Raw genomic sequence first — 16,534 nt, 5'->3', positions numbered from 1 at the left:
CTAGTTATTAATAAGTATTTTTTATATTGTTTATATCCGAATTTGATTTAGAAATATCCTTGTTGTTTTCTTTTCTCCATCGCTGCTTCAGAACGCTTGTCATCTATTCGTGCACCTCTTTCAGAAATCGTAGAAGCTTTGATTTCTTTTACAACCTCAGCTACTGTTCGTGCTTCAGATGTAACTGCAGCTGTACAGGTCATGTCTCCTACAGTTCTAAATCGTACTACTCTTTCTTCTACTTCTTCGTCATCTTCTTTGTACACAAAATCTGAAACAGACCATATCATTCCATCACGAATAAACGTCTTTCTTTTATGTGAAAAATATATTGATGGTATTTCGATTTGTTCATTCTGTATATAACTCCATACATCTAATTCTGTCCAATTTGAAATCGGAAATACTCTTACGTTTTGACCTAATTCAATTTTCCCGTTAAGGTGATCAAAAAGCTCTGGACGTTGGTTTTTTTCATCCCATTGTCCAAAATCATCTCTTACAGAAAAAATACGTTCTTTGGCTCTTGCTTTTTCTTCATCTCTACGTGCACCTCCTATAGCCGCATCAAACTTAAATTCTTCAAGTGCATCTAATAATGTTGTTGTTTGAAGTGAGTTTCTACTTGAATATCGTCCCTTTTCTTCAATTACTTTTCCTGCATCAATAGCATCTTGTACATTACGTACAATTAACTCTACCCCCAATTCTTCTACTAGTTTATCTCTAAACTCTATTGTTTCTGGAAAGTTATGTCCTGTATCTATATGCAATAACGGAAAAGGTATTTTTGCTGGATAGAAGGCTTTTTGAGCCAACCTCACCAAGGTTATGGAATCTTTTCCTCCAGAAAAGAGTAACACTGGTCTCTCAAACTGTGCAGCCACTTCTCTGATAATGTATATCGCTTCACTCTCTAACGGGTTACTTCTCAATAGTGTACTCATAATTTATTTATCAACATCTTGGTTCTAGATGAATTTTGTTTTTTGTTGCTTTTTTGTTTGTTTATTATACGTGTAATCCACACTCTCGATTCCCCAACACTTTGGTAGGATCAAAATATTTAAATTCGTTTGGCAGGTTATTTTTTTCTAAATACACATCTAAATCTTCATCACTGTAATAGTAAAACGGACTTACTTTTAATACTCCATCTTTACTCAAACTCAATATATCAAGAGAGTTTCGCAATGCTGTTTGTCCTTTTCTTAGATTAGTAAACCATACATCTGGTTGATGTTCTTTCATCGCTCTTGTAAAAGGTTCAAGTTTTACTTGCCTTGTGAATTCCTTATGCTTAGGATCATCAATATCCGGTAGCCCCATAACCACATCTCTATGTGCCACTGTTTGTTGTGGTACATAAAGTTTAACATTCAGACCTAACAATTGTATCACCTCTTCTGCATGCCTATATGTATTCGGGGTATTGTATCCCGAATCACACCAAAGTACTGGTATCTCTTTCGCTCCCTCGATACAGGCATGTAGAATCGCTGCTTCATAAGGTCTGAAGTTTGTGGTTACTACCGGGTTACTAGCGCTATTTAGCGCCCATTTCACAATTTCAATAGGCGTTTTCTCTTTTAATTCTTTATTTAATGCTGCTATTTCAGCTTCTGTATATTGTCTCATTGTTTACCCCATTTTATTGTATTCCAAATACGTTCGTGAAAAAAATACAGCACCATTTTTGTTACTAATTCTACAGATCCTATGGATATTGCTGCTTTTACTTCTCCTGTCACTAACCATGCAATCAATATGGTATCTAGCGTCCCCACTATTCTCCAACTTATAGACTTTACTATACTTCGTAAAGGATTTTCTGAGGTCTTATCCTTTTTGTAATCAGTTTTATTTGTCTTTGCTAGATTTCCTATAAACATCTGTTGTACAATCATTTTTTTCTTCTATTTCTCTCGTTAAAAGCAATATTTTCTCATTACCCTATCGGAATACTAGATTATTGAACAAATGTAAACTTTAATATCCTATTAACCAAGTAGGCTATTAGTTATTTAACCTTAATTTTACATTTTTTAACTTTTAAAAATTGACGAAAAACAATCATCACTGATAATCAACTGATTAAAAATAAATCCTAGTAATTATCTATTAAAAAAGAAGAAACAATTATGTCTATTGAAAAAAGAATCATAATTTTGCACAAAATATTATCAATCAAACTTATATATCATGAAAAAACTAGGTCTAGTTTTATTTTTAGCATGCACAACTTTTTTAACTTCTTGTAGCAGTGATGATGACTCTTCTGTAGTTATTGATCCTACATTAGCCATCGGAGAATGGAATTTAACATCGTTTAATTCAGAAGGTGGAGCTTTGGAATACACGTTCCCAGGATTACCAACTTCTTCTACTTCGATTACAGCAACAGGAAGTGATTATGACATGACTGTAACTTTTTCTGAGGATCCTAAAACGATCGCTTCTGACGGAAGTTTTACGCTTTCAACTGCTTTTGAAATTGCAGGGGTAAGTGCTCCTTCTGATGAGACTATCGAAGGATTTTTTGATGCTGACAGTTGGTTTATTGAAGGAAGTACATTGACTATTACTGAAGATGGTGATTCAACTACTTTTAGAATCACTAACTTAACTGAAAGTACAATGAATCTTGAAACTGATTTAGATTCTCTTGATGCTTTTGGTTATTTTGATCTTTTTGAGCTTGCAGGTCTTAGTGTTACTACATCAGGTGTAATCAAAATCACTTTGACTAAGTAAATCTTTATCAATCAAATTTCTAGAAAAATAAAGATTAAAAAAGGTTGCCGCTTGGCAACCTTTTTTATTACAACAAACTTAAGGCTTGTTCTATATCTTTTATAATATCATCTATATGTTCTAATCCCACAGAACACCTAACCATTCCGTCTGTTATTCCTACTGCTAATTTATCTTCTTGAGCAAGTTTACTATGTGTTGTAGATGCTGGATGTGTAACTATTGTGCGTGTATCTCCTAGATTAGCTGATAGTGAACTCATTTTTATATTATCAAAAAATGATCTTCCTGCATCAACTCCTCCTTTAACTTCAAATGCAACAATATTTCCTCCTAAACGCATTTGCTTTTTAGCCACTTCGTATTGTGGATGTGATTTTAAAAATGGATACTTGACCCAGTTTACTTTAGGATGGCTTTCTAAATATGTTGCCAGTTTTGTTGCATTATCACAATGCTTGTCTACTCTAATTGCTAGTGTTTCTAAACTTTTGGACAATACCCACGCGTTAAATGGCGATAAAGCTGGACCTGTATTACGTGAAAACAAATAAATTTCTCTAATAAGATCTGCTTTCCCTACAGTTACACCTCCTAAAACTCTTCCTTGACCATCTATCAATTTGGTTGCTGAGTGGATTACTAAATCTGCTCCATAAGCAATCGGATTTTGTAAATATGGTGTTGCAAAACAATTATCTATAACCAAAAGTAAATTATGTTTTTTTGCTATAATTCCTAAAGCTTCAAGATCCAAAACATCTACTCCTGGATTTGTAGGAGATTCTGCATATAAAATCTTAGTGTTGGGCTGAATTAAATCTTCAACTTTCTCTATGTCATTTACCTGAAAATAACTAGTCTCTATATTCCATTTAGGAAAATATTTTGTAAATAATGAATGTGTTGAACCAAAAACTGATCTTGACGAAACAATATGATCTCCGCTATTAAGCAATGCTGCAAAAGTTGAAAACACTGCTGCCATTCCAGTAGCAAAAGCATAGCCAGCTTCGGCTCCTTCTAGAGCACACATTTTATCAACAAACTCTGTTGTATTGGGATTGCTAAATCTACTGTAAAGATTTCTTTCTTTTTCTTCGGCAAAAGAAGCACGCATTTCTTCGGCTCCTTCAAAAACAAAACCAGAGGTTAAGTATAAAGGTACCGAGTGTTCTTGATACGAAGTACGATCTGCTTGAATACGGATCGCTTGAGTTTCAAAATGTTTTTGTTCTTTATTCATTATTTTTTTGATTTTATACCTCTTCTCTGTTATGAGCATTGGTATTTGAGTTTTCTTATGCTATACGCATGGCTCTCCGTTGAGTATAACTTTATATGCAACCTGTGCAGTAGGTTCTAATGTTTTTGATACTGAGCAATATTTTTCAAACGATAATTCTGCTGCTCTTTGTGCTTTTTCTGGTGATATATTTCCTTCTAAATAAATAGTTACATTAATCTTTTTAAAAGGTGATGCGCCTCCTATTTTCTCTCTTTCTCCATCAACTTCTGTCTTATATGATGTGATTTCTTGTTTTTGTTTTTTCAAAATCATAATCACATCTATGGCACTACATCCAGCAACTCCCATCAGTAATAATTCCATCGGACTTGCTCCTAGATCATGTCCTCCATTTTCTGCTTTGTTATCCAGATGAACGATATGTCCTCTTTCATTTTTTAATTCAAAATGGTAATCGTCGTTTAATCTATTTAATGCTACTTTCATCTTTTTCTTATTAAGGTTTGTTATAAACCACAAAGCTACTATAATCCTTTTTCTGTTATTCTTAATATATCGCCAAAAACACCTCGGGCAGTAACTGCTGCTCCTGCTCCTGCTCCTTGTATCACTATAGGGCGATCACCATAGGATTTTGTATAAATTTCAAAAATAGAATCAGATCCCTGTACTTGTCCTAAGGCGCTATTCTTAGGCACTGAGACTAATTTTACTTCTAGTATTCCTTTTTCTTGTGATAGATCTCCAGACAAATCTCCTATGTATCTTAATACATGATCCTTTTCTTGATTATTCTTTATCTCATCATATGGAGTATCTAACGCTTTTAGCTTCTGTAGAAAATCTGAAGCACTTCCTTCTCGTAAAGATTCCGGTATTAAGTTGTGAATTTTGATATCTTCAAATTCATTTTTTAAATCCAACTCTCTAGCTAATATCAATAACTTTCGTCCTACATCATTTCCACATAAATCCTCTCTTGGATCTGGTTCTGTATATCCTTTGGCTATAGCTTCTTTAAGAATTTTACTAAATTTTTGATTTTCTATAGAAAAAGTATTGAATAAATAACTTAATGATCCCGAAAACACTCCTTTTATTCTCGTGATATTTTCTCCTGATAAATGCAAAAGTTTTATGGTGTCAATTAGCGGTAATCCTGCTCCTACATTGGTTTCGTATAAGTATTCTTTTTGATGCTTTTCTAAGGTCTTTCGTAAAGTTTTATAGAATTTAAAATCAATAGTATTTGCGATTTTATTAGACGAAACGAGATCAAACCCATGTGTTGCCAAACTATGATAATGTTGCACAAAAGTATGACTAGCGGTATTATCTACAGCTATTAGATTTTCTAAATGATGTTGCTCTGCAAAAGCTATTACATCTTCTAATGTATATGTTACTCCCTTCTCTTGTATTCTTGTTTTCCAGTCATGGTCAATTCCTCTTGCATCTAATATTACTTTTTTAGAATTAGCTACAGCAAATACATTAAGTTCAATTTTTTTACGATTTAAAATTTCTTTCTTTGAAGTGAGAATTTGATCAATTAAAGTTCCTCCTACTAGTCCATGTCCAAAAATTGCTATATTAATCTTTTTTGCTATGCCAAAAATCTCTCCATGAATCACTTGTATGGCTTTATGTAATTGTGATTTTTGGACAACCAAACTCACATTTTTTCCTGTAACCGTATTATTAAACAATAAAGGAATAATCTGATTTTTAATAAGTGTATTATAAGGTTTATGAAAAGTGCTTAAATCCTGCCCTATAATCGAAATTATTGCTACATGTTCTTGCAGTGTTATAGTACTAACATCTCTAGTATGAAAATCTATTGTAAATTCTTTTTCTAAAGCTTCTTTTGCAATCACAGCTTTATCTGCTGCTACAACAAGACCTATTCCCCTTTCTGAAGATCCTTGAGAAACCATACTTACACTAATTTGCTTTTCGGCCAGTGTTCTAAAAATTCTAGCATCAATCCCTGTTTTTCCCAGCAAACCTCTTCCTTCTAGATTAATTAAGGTTACATTTTCTAAAACTGATAATGATTTTATACCTTGTTTTGCAGATGTTGATGTAATTAAAGTTCCTTGATTTTCGTCATTAAAAGTATTGAGAATTCGCAGCGGAATATTTTTTTCTAATAATGGTATGATCGTCTTTGCATGTAATATATTTGCTCCAAAATGTGCTAACTCATTTGCTTCTTCAAACGATAGTTGTTCTATTTTCTTTGCATCGGGTACCAAATCAGGATTTGCTGTATAAATTCCATCTACATGTGTATAATTCTGTAGTTCTTCTGCATTTAAATAATTAGCTAATAACGATGCTGTATAATTACTTCCATTTCTACCTAATGTAGTTGTTTCCTTTTTAATATTAGAGGCTATAAACCCAGTTATGATATTAACTGTATCACCATTGAACGTTTCAAAATGGTTGATTACATTTTCTTTTGACAAACGCTCTAAAGGTTGTGCATTTCCAAAAGTTTCATCGGTTATGATTAATGCTCTACTATCTGTAAATCGAGCTGGTATCTTTTTCTCATTTAATAAAGCGGTTACTAGTTTTGCCGAAAGTACTTCTCCATAAGACAGCACTTGATCTTTGATTTTTTGACTATAATCCCCTAATAAGGTAACTCCTTCAAATATTTTTTCAAGAGCTGCAAATTCTTCTGCAAAATCAATATGGGTGAACGTTTCTTGTTGATATCGTTTAAAGGCTTCTAATTGCTCTATATATTTTTCATTTTGTGCTGCTTTATGTAATATCTGTTCAAGTTCGTCTGTTGTATTTCCTCTAGCAGATAATACTACAGCTATATGTTCTCCTTGTTTTACTTTGTCTTCTATAATCTGTATTGTTTTCTGAAGCCCTTTCCCATTGGCTAAAGATTTACCTCCAAATTTTACTATTTTCATTTTTTTGACCTTTACTCGTGATGATATGTTTTGTTTTCTAATTCTCGCGCTATAGTGACTTCTCTTTTAAAAGTATCTTTTAACAGTTGTTCTAATTGTTCATATTCAATCAAAAAAGCATCATGACCATGAATAGATTTAATGATAGAATGTTTACTTTTTTTATGTAGTTGCTGTAATTTTTCATGTGTTTTTTTATCTTCTTCAGCTGTAAAAAACATATCGGTATCTACACTTATAATGTGTATTTGAGCTGTAACCTTTGTTATTGCTTCTTCAAATGTTAATTGATTTTGTGTAATATCTAATTGTGACAGAATATGATTCATTGTTTTGTATGCTGCTAAACAAAACCGTTCATCTAGTTTTTTGCCATGATGCAACAACCAACTTTCTACATTAAACAATTGTTGTTCTTCATTAAAACCACGATCAAATTTATATGTAAATGATTCTGGAGTTCTATACAATAGCATAGCATGTAATCGTGCATCATGTACTGGATTTGAAGAGTTTTGTAGAATATGATTTTGAACCAAACAACATCCTTTGAGCCAGTCTGTAGCTTTCCAATCTGAAGCTATTGGAATTAAATGCTGAATCATTTTAGGTTTTAATACGGCTAGCTCCCATGCAATTCCTCCACCTACAGAACCTCCTATTACAGCATATAGAGATTTAACTTGTAATTGTTTTAATCCTTTTGCGAATAGTATAACTATATCTCTAGCTGTAAATGCAGTATAATCGGCTATCAAATGAGAAGGTATTCCGTCATAACCATTTCCTGGGATGTTAAAGGCTATAATTGTGTAATAGGTTGTGTCAATACATTTGTCTTTTCCTATTAAAGCTTTCCACCAACCTTGCTCACCACAAACTGTAGAATTACCTGTTAATGCATGATTAACCATAACAATTGGAGCAGTATGCAATGGTTGTCCAAAAATCTCATAAGACAATGCCACACAATCTAGGGTAGCACCTGTAGTGGTTTGATATTCTTCTATAAAAATATGTGATAATTGCTGTGCTCTCACTTTTTACTTTTTTAAATTTCATTTTAAAAAAGTTACAAGCAAGGCTTTTATAATATATCGTTGATGATATATTATTCTGGGTTATCTATCCGTCTCGGTAGAATTTAGCACCTTCTTTACTACGTAAAGGGTTGCTAAGGCTTCATCGGGTCTATTCCCTCTGCCTTTCTTGATAACTATCTAAAATGTATAAGAAACTTGAGTGCAAATCTAGTAATTATTTTTAATCTGCAATGGCTTTTATAAAAAAACAGCTTTTTTAACATCTGATTTTCTTTTATTTAACTTTTAAAATACTTTTTCATTTAATCCTATCATTTTTACAAAAGTCATAGGTAAATTATATTTTATATTACTATTAACATTTTTAAGGTAACTAATAATATTATAAATTCTTTTTGATCCTATCATTTTTGTTAACTTTGCCCAAAACTATACAGGGATAAATTTGACTGATTGCAACCCTTACTACAGATTTTCTGTACAAAATGCTAAAGCAGTGTAAACTTCTTTAGGCGATCTCGTCTAATTGGATTATCCTTCAAAAAAAAAGAAATCGAATGGCATATTTATTTACTTCAGAAAGTGTTTCTGAAGGGCATCCAGACAAAGTTGCGGATCAAATTAGTGACGCGCTATTAGACAACTTTCTTGCTTTTGATGCAGATTCAAAAGTTGCATGTGAGACTCTTGTTACCACAGGTCAAGTAGTTCTTGCTGGAGAAGTAAAATCAAAAACCTATCTTGATGTTCAACAAATCGCTAGAGATGTAATCAATGATATAGGTTATACCAAAGGAGCTTACCAGTTTAGTGGAGACTCTTGTGGTGTTATTTCTTTAATTCATGAACAATCTCAAGATATTAATCAAGGGGTTGATCGTGAAACAAAAGAAGAGCAAGGAGCTGGAGATCAAGGTATGATGTTTGGTTATGCTACAAAGGAAACGGCAAATTACATGCCATTGGCACTTGATATTTCTCACAAAATATTAATTGAATTAGCAAATTTACGTAGAGAAGGAAAAGAGATTCCTTATTTACGTCCAGATTCAAAGAGTCAGGTTACTATTGAATATAGTGATGATAATGTACCTCAACGTATTGTTGCAATAGTTGTATCAACTCAACACGATGATTTTGATTCTAACGATGATGTAATGTTAGCAAAAATCAAACAAGATATCATTTCTATCTTGATGCCTAGAGTTATTGCTCAATTACCACAATATGTTCAAGAATTATTTAATGATGATATTGTTTATCATATCAATCCTACTGGAAAATTTGTAATTGGTGGACCTCATGGTGATACCGGACTTACTGGTCGTAAGATTATCGTTGATACTTATGGTGGTAAAGGTGCTCATGGTGGTGGTGCTTTTTCTGGAAAAGATCCTAGTAAAGTAGATAGATCTGCTGCTTATGCTTCTCGTCATATTGCGAAAAATCTAGTTGCGGCTGGTGTTGCAAACGAAGTATTAGTTCAAGTTTCTTATGCAATTGGTGTAGTAGAACCTACTTCTATCTTTGTTGATACTTATGGTTCTAGTAATATAGATTTAACTGATGGTCAAATCGCTGAAAAAGTAGGTCAGATCTTTGATATGAGACCAGCTGCTATCGAAAGTAGATTAAAACTACGTAACCCTATTTATAAAGAGACCGCTGCTTATGGACATATGGGAAAAGATTCTCAAATTGTAACTAAAGTTTTTGAAAGTCCTTATTCTGGTAAAATAGAAAAAGAAGTTGAACTTTTTACTTGGGAAAAATTAGATTATGTAGATCAAGTAAAAACAGCTTTTAATATATAAGTTAATCTATTTTATAACAATAGATTATAAAAAACAAAAGCTCATTCGTAATGAATGGGCTTTTATTTTTATCTTAAGTTTTTGTGTTTTTTATCATTTTTATTGTTAATTGCTTTAGATTATCCTTAATAATCAAGCTTTTTTACTAACATATACATAAAATTTTTACACAATGACAAAAAGACCTTCATTTTTACTCTTCTTATTCTTACTATCTATTACCTCATCATTTATCTCCTGTAGCAGTGATGATGACAATAACGAGCAAGGTGTTAGTTCGTTAAATGTAATGTCCCGTAATGTTTATTTGGGTGCTGATATAGGTCGTTTTGCTTCTATTGATCCTAGTGATCCAGCTGCATTAGTTAGTACTACCACTACATTTTTTGGTATTGTTCAAGCTACCGACTTTAATACTCGTGCTCAAGGTCTTGCTCAAGAAATTGCCACGCTTAATCCTGATGTGATAGGTTTACAGGAAATGTCTATTTTTAGAACACAGTCAGTTTCTGATTTTGCTCAAATTCCAGTGCCTAACGCTCAAGATGTACAATTTGATTTTATTTCAATTCTAACTGCAGCACTAGAAGCTCAAAATCTAGACTATGTAGTTGCTGCAAAAAACAGAAATACTGATATCGAATTCCCTATTTTATTAGACCCTACAGATCCTACTAGTTTAGGTGATGGTCGTATGACTATGTATGATGTTATTCTAGTAAAAAACGGAATTTCATTTTCTAACGCAAAGGAACGTAATTATTTAACTACAGCTTCTTTATCTGGTATTAGCGTGTTAAGAGGTTATTCTTCTATCGATGTTCAATTAAATGGTCAAACAGCAACAGTGGTTAACACACATTTAGAAAGTATTACTCAAGAAGCTCGATTAGGACAAATTCAAGAGTTATTAAATTTCTTAGCTCCTAATGCTAATCCTTTAATTGTTACAGGTGATTTTAATTCTGATGCACTAACTAATCAAGAAGGATATCAAACTATGCTAAATGCTGGTTTTAGTGATGCTCATGAAGGTTCTACAGAAGCTACTTCTTTTGTTGATGAGTTTTTACAAATTCCTAATTTTTCTACTCGTATTGATTATATTTTCTATAAAGGAAATGTAAGTGTCAGTAATAGTACTGTTTTTGGAAATTCGCCTACTGGTCCATGGGCTTCGGATCATGCTGGAGTATTCTCAACTATAACTCCTAATTAAAAAATATTTAACTTATATAGCTATAAGAGTCTTATTTAATATAAGACTCTTTTTTTATTGTCCTGTTTTATCAAAACAACCTAAAATCATACTATAAACTAGTAAATAGCAATTAATTGTATAAAAAAAGGGAAATTTCCCGATACTTTTTTGTGGAGAAGCCGTAATTGACAGACTGTGATTATCCGTAACTTAGTCTTATGAAAATCAACACATTGCCAAGTAACAAAATAAATATGCCCCATTATTTCTTTACTATGTGTTTTTATAATTTTTAACTAAAAGCAGTTTTAACTAACAAACCTCCAACTATCATGAAAATTAGCATTACTTTATTTGTCTTTGGTTTATTTATGACTCAATTTACATTAGCTCAAAATGTAGCAGTTCAAGATCATGATTTACAAATGCTTGATCTCTATTTTGAAAGTGAAAGTCAAAACACAACTATAGATACTCTAAATACGAACACTACTCGCATAGTCGATATACAAATCGGTACAGAAAAAGAAATTATGGGATCGCATATTAATCAGATTCAAGAATGGATTCAAATTAAAAAGGATTTAAAAAATAACAAAACATCTTTTTATAAAGACAATAGAATCTTTATTACCAAAGTAGTAGATACCATCTACCTTGATATTTAAATTTAATAACAGCTATATATTTTTTAGAGGAAGCTAGATAATTCTAGTTTCTTCTTTTTATTGCTGCATTTTTAAGTAATAATCAACAGAGTGTTTTCCTGATCCATAAAACCAAAAAAATACACAAATTAAAAAGATTACTATTGCAGTAATCAGGTTTGTCGTATTCATTTCTCCCACAAAATTGATTAAAATTGCGCCTAATAATAATGGTAATTGTGCTGCTATTGCCCATCTAGTCAATAATCCAAAAACAATTAATAACCCACCTATTAAATGCGCTGGAGCTACATAATGAATCACTAACATTGATCCTGCCCAATTTTGTACAGGTTTAATTAAATCAATTAAAATTTGACTATTACTTATAAAATTTATGCCTTTTAAGAATAGAAATACTCCCAATCCTATTCTTATTAAATCTAAAGGGTAATACGTATGCGCATTAGCCCATTTATTTAATGCTTTTATAGAAACCATATTCTTATTTTTTGCTATTCGCAACCTATAAGATACTGATTTTTAACAAAATAAAAAAGCACAGCGTCAAAACGCTGTGCTTTTTAAAGTATTGTTTTTCAAAGTTTTAATCTGCTATTGCTGCCGAAGTTATCTTATCTAATGCTCCTTTAATTTTATTCAAAATTTCTTCTCTTTCTTTTATTTCATGCCTATCTTTTAAATAAAAAGGATCGTTATAAGCTAATTTCACTTTTCCGTTTTCATCTTCAAAGACTAAAATCTTCTGAGGTAAATCTAATCCTATCACCTGTTTATTTTGCATTAATGGTGTTCCCAAATTAGGATTACCAAACATAATGATTCGCGTAGGATTTAATTTTTTATCTACTCTAGCTGCATTTGCTTGATGATCTAACTCTGCTATAATTTTAAGATTGGGATTATTTTCTAGTACTGTCTTTAATTTTTGATATGTAGTTTCAAAACTCAAAGTACTTTCTTTAATAATTATTCCTTTTTCTGATGACATAGCTATATTATTTTGGTTTGTTTCTCTCGAAGCACAACTTATAATTACTACACATAGTAGCATAAGTTGTATCCACTTTACAATTTTCATAAGTGTCTATTTTAAGATACTCCTGTTAGTCGTAAACCTCAATTTATACCTACTCAACTATTAAAACTTTATCAAAATCTTCACATTTTAACTGCTTTTACAAATTATACTTCACGCTTAACAACCAATATCTAGGCTGGATTACATAGCTGGATGTACTATTATATAATTCGTTAAAGTTATCACTGTTCAAGCTTTCTGTATTCAGAATATTTGTTACTCCTAACTTATACTCCCATTTACTATCTTTTTTCTGGTAATACAATTCTGCGTCAAAAAAGCTATACGAATTTAACGTGCTATTAGTATCACTATAATTATAATAGCTATATGATGATTTAAGTAAAAATCCTTTGGCGAAAGCCCAATCTAACTTAGCAAAAGGTCTACTCGTATAAAAGGTATTCTTTATAGAATTATTATCATAATCATTAATCGAGATACTGTATCCCAAATCAAAATTAGGCCCTTTTTTAAAGTTTGTAGAAAACTCCCCTTTATAGGTTTGCGTCAAGCTTTTACTCTCGCTAGCATTATTATTTACTATATTGTTAAAGCTCGACCAATTTACATTGGCATTCAATCTGATTTTAAATTTTCTAAATGATCTATCGTATCGTCCTGTTGCATAAAAAACTTGATCTTCTAGATTAGAATTGATAGATGTATTTACACGATTTATCCCTTCTATCTCTGTATTGTTTTTTATAGGATTTCGTTTATTATTATATCCTATTTGAGCAAAAATATTGGTGTAATTAAACATATTGAAATTTGAATAACTCAATGTATAATTATCATATAATGCTCCTTCTAGGTCACGATTTCCTCTTGATAACGAACTATAGTTATTAAAAATATATCCTGCTGCCAATCGATTAATATCTGTATACTCTGCCGTCATGGAATAATTTAATCTCAAACTCTCAGTTTTCTTTAAATCGGCACTGATATAAACATCTGGTAATAATCGCCAATCTTCTTGTTTTACTATAGTGTTTAATTGTTCATCTCTTAAGGTATAACGATGCAAATTAACTCCAGGATTGAATGTGAAAATTCCTGTTTTAAATTTGTAATGTGTTCCTAGATACACATCATTAAATCCATAGGTTACATCGTTGTTGTATTGTAAGTCTTCAAAATTATTTTGTGTTCCGTCATCTAAAATCTGGAAAATATTAGAGTCAAATTGTTGTCTACTTGTAATCCCTCCTACTGTTAGGTTTAAATGATTCTTTTTATTAATCACATGATAATAATCAAGTTTAGCATCTAATTTACTTGTCTTGACATTTTTTTCTTGATTGATATTGTATCGATCTGCCTGCAATAAGGGATCATATATATCTGCTTGTGGATTAGTTGGATCTAACGGGTCTACTGTGGTAAAAATCCCTCTAAAAGGTACTTCTTCTCTTATTGCATTATAAAATGGATCCTCGTCTTGATAAACATGATTTGAACTTAATGCAAATATATTTTTCTCACTTTGTGTATAATATGCATTTAAAGATTGTTCTATAGAGAATGGCTTTTGACTTTGTTCTTCTTCTATATTTTCGCTGATATCTCTAGTTGATGTAAATAAAGAGAACTCTTCTTGATTTGATAATTTACCAAAAACATCATAGTCTAATCTAAAATCAGTATTAGGTCTATAGCTAGCACTTAGTTTTAACATCCCTAAATCTGTTTTTTGTGTAGTTTGATTCGCTGTTTGCTCTATAGTATTATCTGTTTCATCTACGGTGTTGTCGATATATGTACGAGTGGTATTGGTCACTAATTCTGTTCTTGAACTATTAAATATCCCGAATCCACTTATATCTAATTTTTTATTGGCCGTAACACTAAAATTTGCTGCTCCAAACTTAGTGTTGATATCACTTGCTCTGTTATTTTGAAGTGTTGCAAAAGCTAGATCATTCCCTCCTATATCAAACGAAGTACCACTTCTTCCTAAGTTTCTAAATCCACCTGTAAATTTGAAATAATCGCGAAGTGTAAATGGTACTTCTCCTATATTATTTAAATCTGTAAGAATATTTATACTGTAATTAGGGCTATAATAAAATAGTTTTGGTTTTACTAAGTATCGCTCATCTAATCCTACTCCTGCGGTTATATCTCCAAACCAGAAATTTTTCTTTCCTTCTTTTAGTTTTATATTAATCGCTATTTCGTCCTGTGTATTTCGCAATCCTTTTAGTTGACTTACATCGTCGAAATTTTTAAGTACCTCAACTTTTTCTAAAGCATCTGCTGGAATATTTTCTGTAGCTAATTTTGAGTCTCCATCAAAGAATTCTTTTCCTTCTACCATCACTTTGGATACAGTTTTCCCTTCTACTTCAATTTCTCCATCTTCATTTACTTCTACCCCTGGTAGTTTTTCTAGAACATCTTTTAATTTTTTTTCGGTTCCATTAGTAAATGAATCTGTATTGTAAACTAAGGTATCACCCTTTACTACAACGGGTATCTCATAAACCAATTCTACTTCGTCTAAACTATTGGTATCTGCAGTCATTTTAAAAGCAATATTTTCTACATCACTTTCTGTTGTTGTCACTTCTATATCTTCTGCAAATAACCCTATATAACTTACTTTGAGAAGATATGTCTCATTTGCATTAACATCAAGCTTAAATTGCCCCGCATCGTTGGTTATTCCGTAAGAAGCCATAGCATTGTCTGCTTTTTTATATGCAATAACATTTGCTAATGCCAAAGGATTCCCTACAGAATCTTTTACTGTACCCGAAATCCTTATTTTTTGGGCAAAGGAGGTACTGCCTAATAATACTATTAGGAAAAATAATATATGTTTCATGTGTATTTTTATGTTTAAATCTGTGCGTACGTATTAACTTACCCCTCTTAATACGTGAAGTTTTTCTAGAATCTTCTTCCTCTTCCTGCTCTACTTCTATTATTAAATTGTTCAGCCATTTCTTTTATTTTTTCTACAGCTATCATATCAAATTCTTCTTGACTGACTTTCTTTCCTTTTTTAGGTGCTTTTATCGTCTCTTCTAATTGTGTATTTAAGACAATCTTATTACATAAAATGGTTGTATTCTTTTCTTGTACTTCTAGGATTAGCCCGGGTAATCCCCAATATGCTCCGGGACCTTGACTTATTGGAATTTCTGGACTATACCATGCAATAACCTCAACTTCTTCTAGCTCTCGAAAACTTTCTATATCTTGCTCTGTATTCTGTCCTCTTGATTTTCTGAGCTGTTGTCGAATCTTACCAAAATCCAATTGGTGTTCTTTTTTGGTAGCTATGGCTTTAAAACAGGTGTATTGTCCTATTTTTTTAGTTTCGTTTACCAATTTCCATTCTAGTTTTGGCAATGTATCTTTTATCAAAAAGTTTTTCCCATAAAATTCTCGCTGATCTATATAAATACCTTCTTTGGTATTCTTATAATAATTACCAGAACTAAGGCCATTCATCATAGCAAACCATCGACCTCTTCCTCCGTTGGTTGTTTCGCTTAAACCTTCTTCTTCATTGTATATAGAACTTTGTTTATCAAATTGTAGAATAAAGGTTTTTTCTAAGTTTGATTTCATTCGTTCCATTATTGCTTTTTTTTGGGTTTCAGACATTCCTCTTCTACCAAAATTTGCTGGAGCTTTTGTTTTACTAAAGTAATAAGCTTTACCTTGAAAATCCTGAGCTTTTATGGCTATCGAGAAACAAATAAGTGCACTAAAAAGTATAATTTTTTTCATGATGTCTAATGGTTATTTACTTCCCTTAGACA

Annotated in this window: 15 protein-coding genes and 1 riboswitch; of the genes, 4 read left to right on the top strand and 11 right to left on the bottom strand. The window is 31.8% G+C overall.

Translation table 11 applies throughout. From position 1 onward, the window contains the following. Positions 1 to 47: 47 nt before the first annotated feature. From cysD to ACYEKI_RS11430, 3 genes are all read right to left on the bottom strand, one after another. Positions 48 to 947, bottom strand: a complete 900-nt coding sequence (cysD, locus tag ACYEKI_RS11440; RefSeq protein WP_459211323.1) for a sulfate adenylyltransferase subunit CysD — start codon at positions 945 to 947, stop codon at positions 48 to 50. A gap of 64 nt (positions 948 to 1,011) precedes the next feature. Then, complete coding sequence (locus ACYEKI_RS11435; protein ID WP_459211322.1) at positions 1,012 to 1,638, bottom strand: phosphoadenosine phosphosulfate reductase domain-containing protein; 627 nt, start codon at positions 1,636 to 1,638, stop codon at positions 1,012 to 1,014. Continuing rightward, complete coding sequence (locus ACYEKI_RS11430; protein WP_459211321.1) at positions 1,635 to 1,907, bottom strand: DUF2061 domain-containing protein; 273 nt, start codon at positions 1,905 to 1,907, stop codon at positions 1,635 to 1,637. The genes ACYEKI_RS11435 and ACYEKI_RS11430 overlap by 4 nt, the downstream gene beginning before the upstream one ends. A gap of 295 nt (positions 1,908 to 2,202) precedes the next feature. On the opposite strand from ACYEKI_RS11430, the gene ACYEKI_RS11425 reads away from it, so the two are divergent. Beyond that, entirely contained in the window at positions 2,203 to 2,754 is a 552-nt protein-coding gene (locus tag ACYEKI_RS11425; protein WP_459211320.1) for a lipocalin family protein, read from the top strand. Between the two features lie 67 nt (positions 2,755 to 2,821). Here ACYEKI_RS11425 and ACYEKI_RS11420 read toward each other — a convergent pair whose 3' ends face one another. Genes ACYEKI_RS11420 through ACYEKI_RS11405 form a run of 4 tightly spaced genes read right to left on the bottom strand, consistent with a single transcriptional unit; the run spans position 2,822 to position 7,985 of the window. Then, positions 2,822 to 4,000 carry a trans-sulfuration enzyme family protein gene (locus ACYEKI_RS11420; RefSeq protein ID WP_459211319.1) on the bottom strand — a complete coding sequence of 393 codons (1,179 nt, stop codon included), beginning with the start codon at positions 3,998 to 4,000 and terminating at the stop codon, positions 2,822 to 2,824. A 60-nt stretch (positions 4,001 to 4,060) separates the two neighbouring features. Next, a complete protein-coding gene (locus tag ACYEKI_RS11415) occupies positions 4,061 to 4,489 on the bottom strand; it encodes an OsmC family protein (RefSeq protein WP_459211318.1) in 429 nt (142 codons plus the stop codon). A 38-nt stretch (positions 4,490 to 4,527) separates the two neighbouring features. Next, a complete protein-coding gene (gene thrA / locus ACYEKI_RS11410) occupies positions 4,528 to 6,945 on the bottom strand; it encodes a bifunctional aspartate kinase/homoserine dehydrogenase I (protein ID WP_459211317.1) in 2,418 nt (805 codons plus the stop codon). Between the two features lie 11 nt (positions 6,946 to 6,956). Next, positions 6,957 to 7,985 carry an alpha/beta fold hydrolase gene (locus ACYEKI_RS11405; protein ID WP_459211316.1) on the bottom strand — a complete coding sequence of 343 codons (1,029 nt, stop codon included), beginning with the start codon at positions 7,983 to 7,985 and terminating at the stop codon, positions 6,957 to 6,959. 78 nt (positions 7,986 to 8,063) lie between these two features. Continuing rightward, positions 8,064 to 8,164, bottom strand: a riboswitch (SAM riboswitch). Positions 8,165 to 8,545: 381 nt separating this feature from the next. Here ACYEKI_RS11405 and metK point away from each other — a divergent pair. The 3 genes from metK to ACYEKI_RS11390 all read left to right on the top strand — a co-directional run bounded on the left by metK (position 8,546) and on the right by ACYEKI_RS11390 (position 11,671). After that, on the top strand, positions 8,546 to 9,802 hold the full coding sequence (gene metK, locus ACYEKI_RS11400) for a methionine adenosyltransferase (protein ID WP_459211315.1): 1,257 nt from the start codon (positions 8,546 to 8,548) through the stop codon (positions 9,800 to 9,802). 172 nt (positions 9,803 to 9,974) lie between these two features. Beyond that, positions 9,975 to 11,021: an endonuclease/exonuclease/phosphatase family protein gene (locus ACYEKI_RS11395; protein ID WP_459211314.1), complete on the top strand. Its 1,047-nt coding sequence runs from the start codon at positions 9,975 to 9,977 to the stop codon at positions 11,019 to 11,021. 314 nt (positions 11,022 to 11,335) lie between these two features. Continuing rightward, complete coding sequence (locus ACYEKI_RS11390; RefSeq protein ID WP_459211313.1) at positions 11,336 to 11,671, top strand: hypothetical protein; 336 nt, start codon at positions 11,336 to 11,338, stop codon at positions 11,669 to 11,671. 57 nt (positions 11,672 to 11,728) lie between these two features. Here the strand turns inward: ACYEKI_RS11390 and ACYEKI_RS11385 are convergent, their stop codons facing one another. From ACYEKI_RS11385 to ACYEKI_RS11370, 4 genes are all read right to left on the bottom strand, one after another. After that, positions 11,729 to 12,151 (bottom strand): DoxX family protein, encoded by a 423-nt coding sequence (locus ACYEKI_RS11385; RefSeq protein WP_459211312.1) that lies wholly within the window; start codon positions 12,149 to 12,151, stop codon positions 11,729 to 11,731. A gap of 106 nt (positions 12,152 to 12,257) precedes the next feature. Continuing rightward, positions 12,258 to 12,752 (bottom strand): DUF302 domain-containing protein, encoded by a 495-nt coding sequence (locus tag ACYEKI_RS11380; RefSeq protein WP_459211311.1) that lies wholly within the window; start codon positions 12,750 to 12,752, stop codon positions 12,258 to 12,260. Positions 12,753 to 12,849: 97 nt separating this feature from the next. Further along, positions 12,850 to 15,588 carry an outer membrane beta-barrel protein gene (locus tag ACYEKI_RS11375; RefSeq protein ID WP_459211310.1) on the bottom strand — a complete coding sequence of 913 codons (2,739 nt, stop codon included), beginning with the start codon at positions 15,586 to 15,588 and terminating at the stop codon, positions 12,850 to 12,852. A 65-nt stretch (positions 15,589 to 15,653) separates the two neighbouring features. Next, entirely contained in the window at positions 15,654 to 16,502 is an 849-nt protein-coding gene (locus ACYEKI_RS11370; RefSeq protein WP_459211309.1) for a GLPGLI family protein, read from the bottom strand. Positions 16,503 to 16,534 lie beyond the last annotated feature (32 nt).

Source organism: Aquimarina rhabdastrellae (assembly GCA_947387485.1).
Classification (GTDB): Bacteria; Bacteroidota; Bacteroidia; order Flavobacteriales; family Flavobacteriaceae; genus Aquimarina.
The sequence above is the reverse complement of the archived record's forward strand: the minus strand, read 5'-3'. Positions and strand labels throughout refer to the sequence as shown.

Excerpts from the sequence above, each read along its gene's own strand:
- cysD (WP_459211323.1), bottom strand. The coding sequence starts at position 947 with ATGAGTACACTATTGAGAAGTAACCCGTTAGAGAGTGAAGCGATATAC.
- ACYEKI_RS11435 (WP_459211322.1), bottom strand. The coding sequence starts at position 1,638 with ATGAGACAATATACAGAAGCTGAAATAGCAGCATTAAATAAAGAATTA.
- ACYEKI_RS11430 (WP_459211321.1), bottom strand. The coding sequence starts at position 1,907 with ATGATTGTACAACAGATGTTTATAGGAAATCTAGCAAAGACAAATAAA.
- ACYEKI_RS11425 (WP_459211320.1), top strand. The coding sequence starts at position 2,203 with ATGAAAAAACTAGGTCTAGTTTTATTTTTAGCATGCACAACTTTTTTA.
- ACYEKI_RS11420 (WP_459211319.1), bottom strand. The coding sequence starts at position 4,000 with ATGAATAAAGAACAAAAACATTTTGAAACTCAAGCGATCCGTATTCAA.
- ACYEKI_RS11415 (WP_459211318.1), bottom strand. The coding sequence starts at position 4,489 with ATGAAAGTAGCATTAAATAGATTAAACGACGATTACCATTTTGAATTA.
- thrA (WP_459211317.1), bottom strand. The coding sequence starts at position 6,945 with ATGAAAATAGTAAAATTTGGAGGTAAATCTTTAGCCAATGGGAAAGGG.
- metK (WP_459211315.1), top strand. The coding sequence starts at position 8,546 with ATGGCATATTTATTTACTTCAGAAAGTGTTTCTGAAGGGCATCCAGAC.
- ACYEKI_RS11395 (WP_459211314.1), top strand. The coding sequence starts at position 9,975 with ATGACAAAAAGACCTTCATTTTTACTCTTCTTATTCTTACTATCTATT.
- ACYEKI_RS11390 (WP_459211313.1), top strand. The coding sequence starts at position 11,336 with ATGAAAATTAGCATTACTTTATTTGTCTTTGGTTTATTTATGACTCAA.
- ACYEKI_RS11385 (WP_459211312.1), bottom strand. The coding sequence starts at position 12,151 with ATGGTTTCTATAAAAGCATTAAATAAATGGGCTAATGCGCATACGTAT.
- ACYEKI_RS11380 (WP_459211311.1), bottom strand. The coding sequence starts at position 12,752 with ATGAAAATTGTAAAGTGGATACAACTTATGCTACTATGTGTAGTAATT.
- ACYEKI_RS11375 (WP_459211310.1), bottom strand. The coding sequence starts at position 15,588 with ATGAAACATATATTATTTTTCCTAATAGTATTATTAGGCAGTACCTCC.
- ACYEKI_RS11370 (WP_459211309.1), bottom strand. The coding sequence starts at position 16,502 with ATGAAAAAAATTATACTTTTTAGTGCACTTATTTGTTTCTCGATAGCC.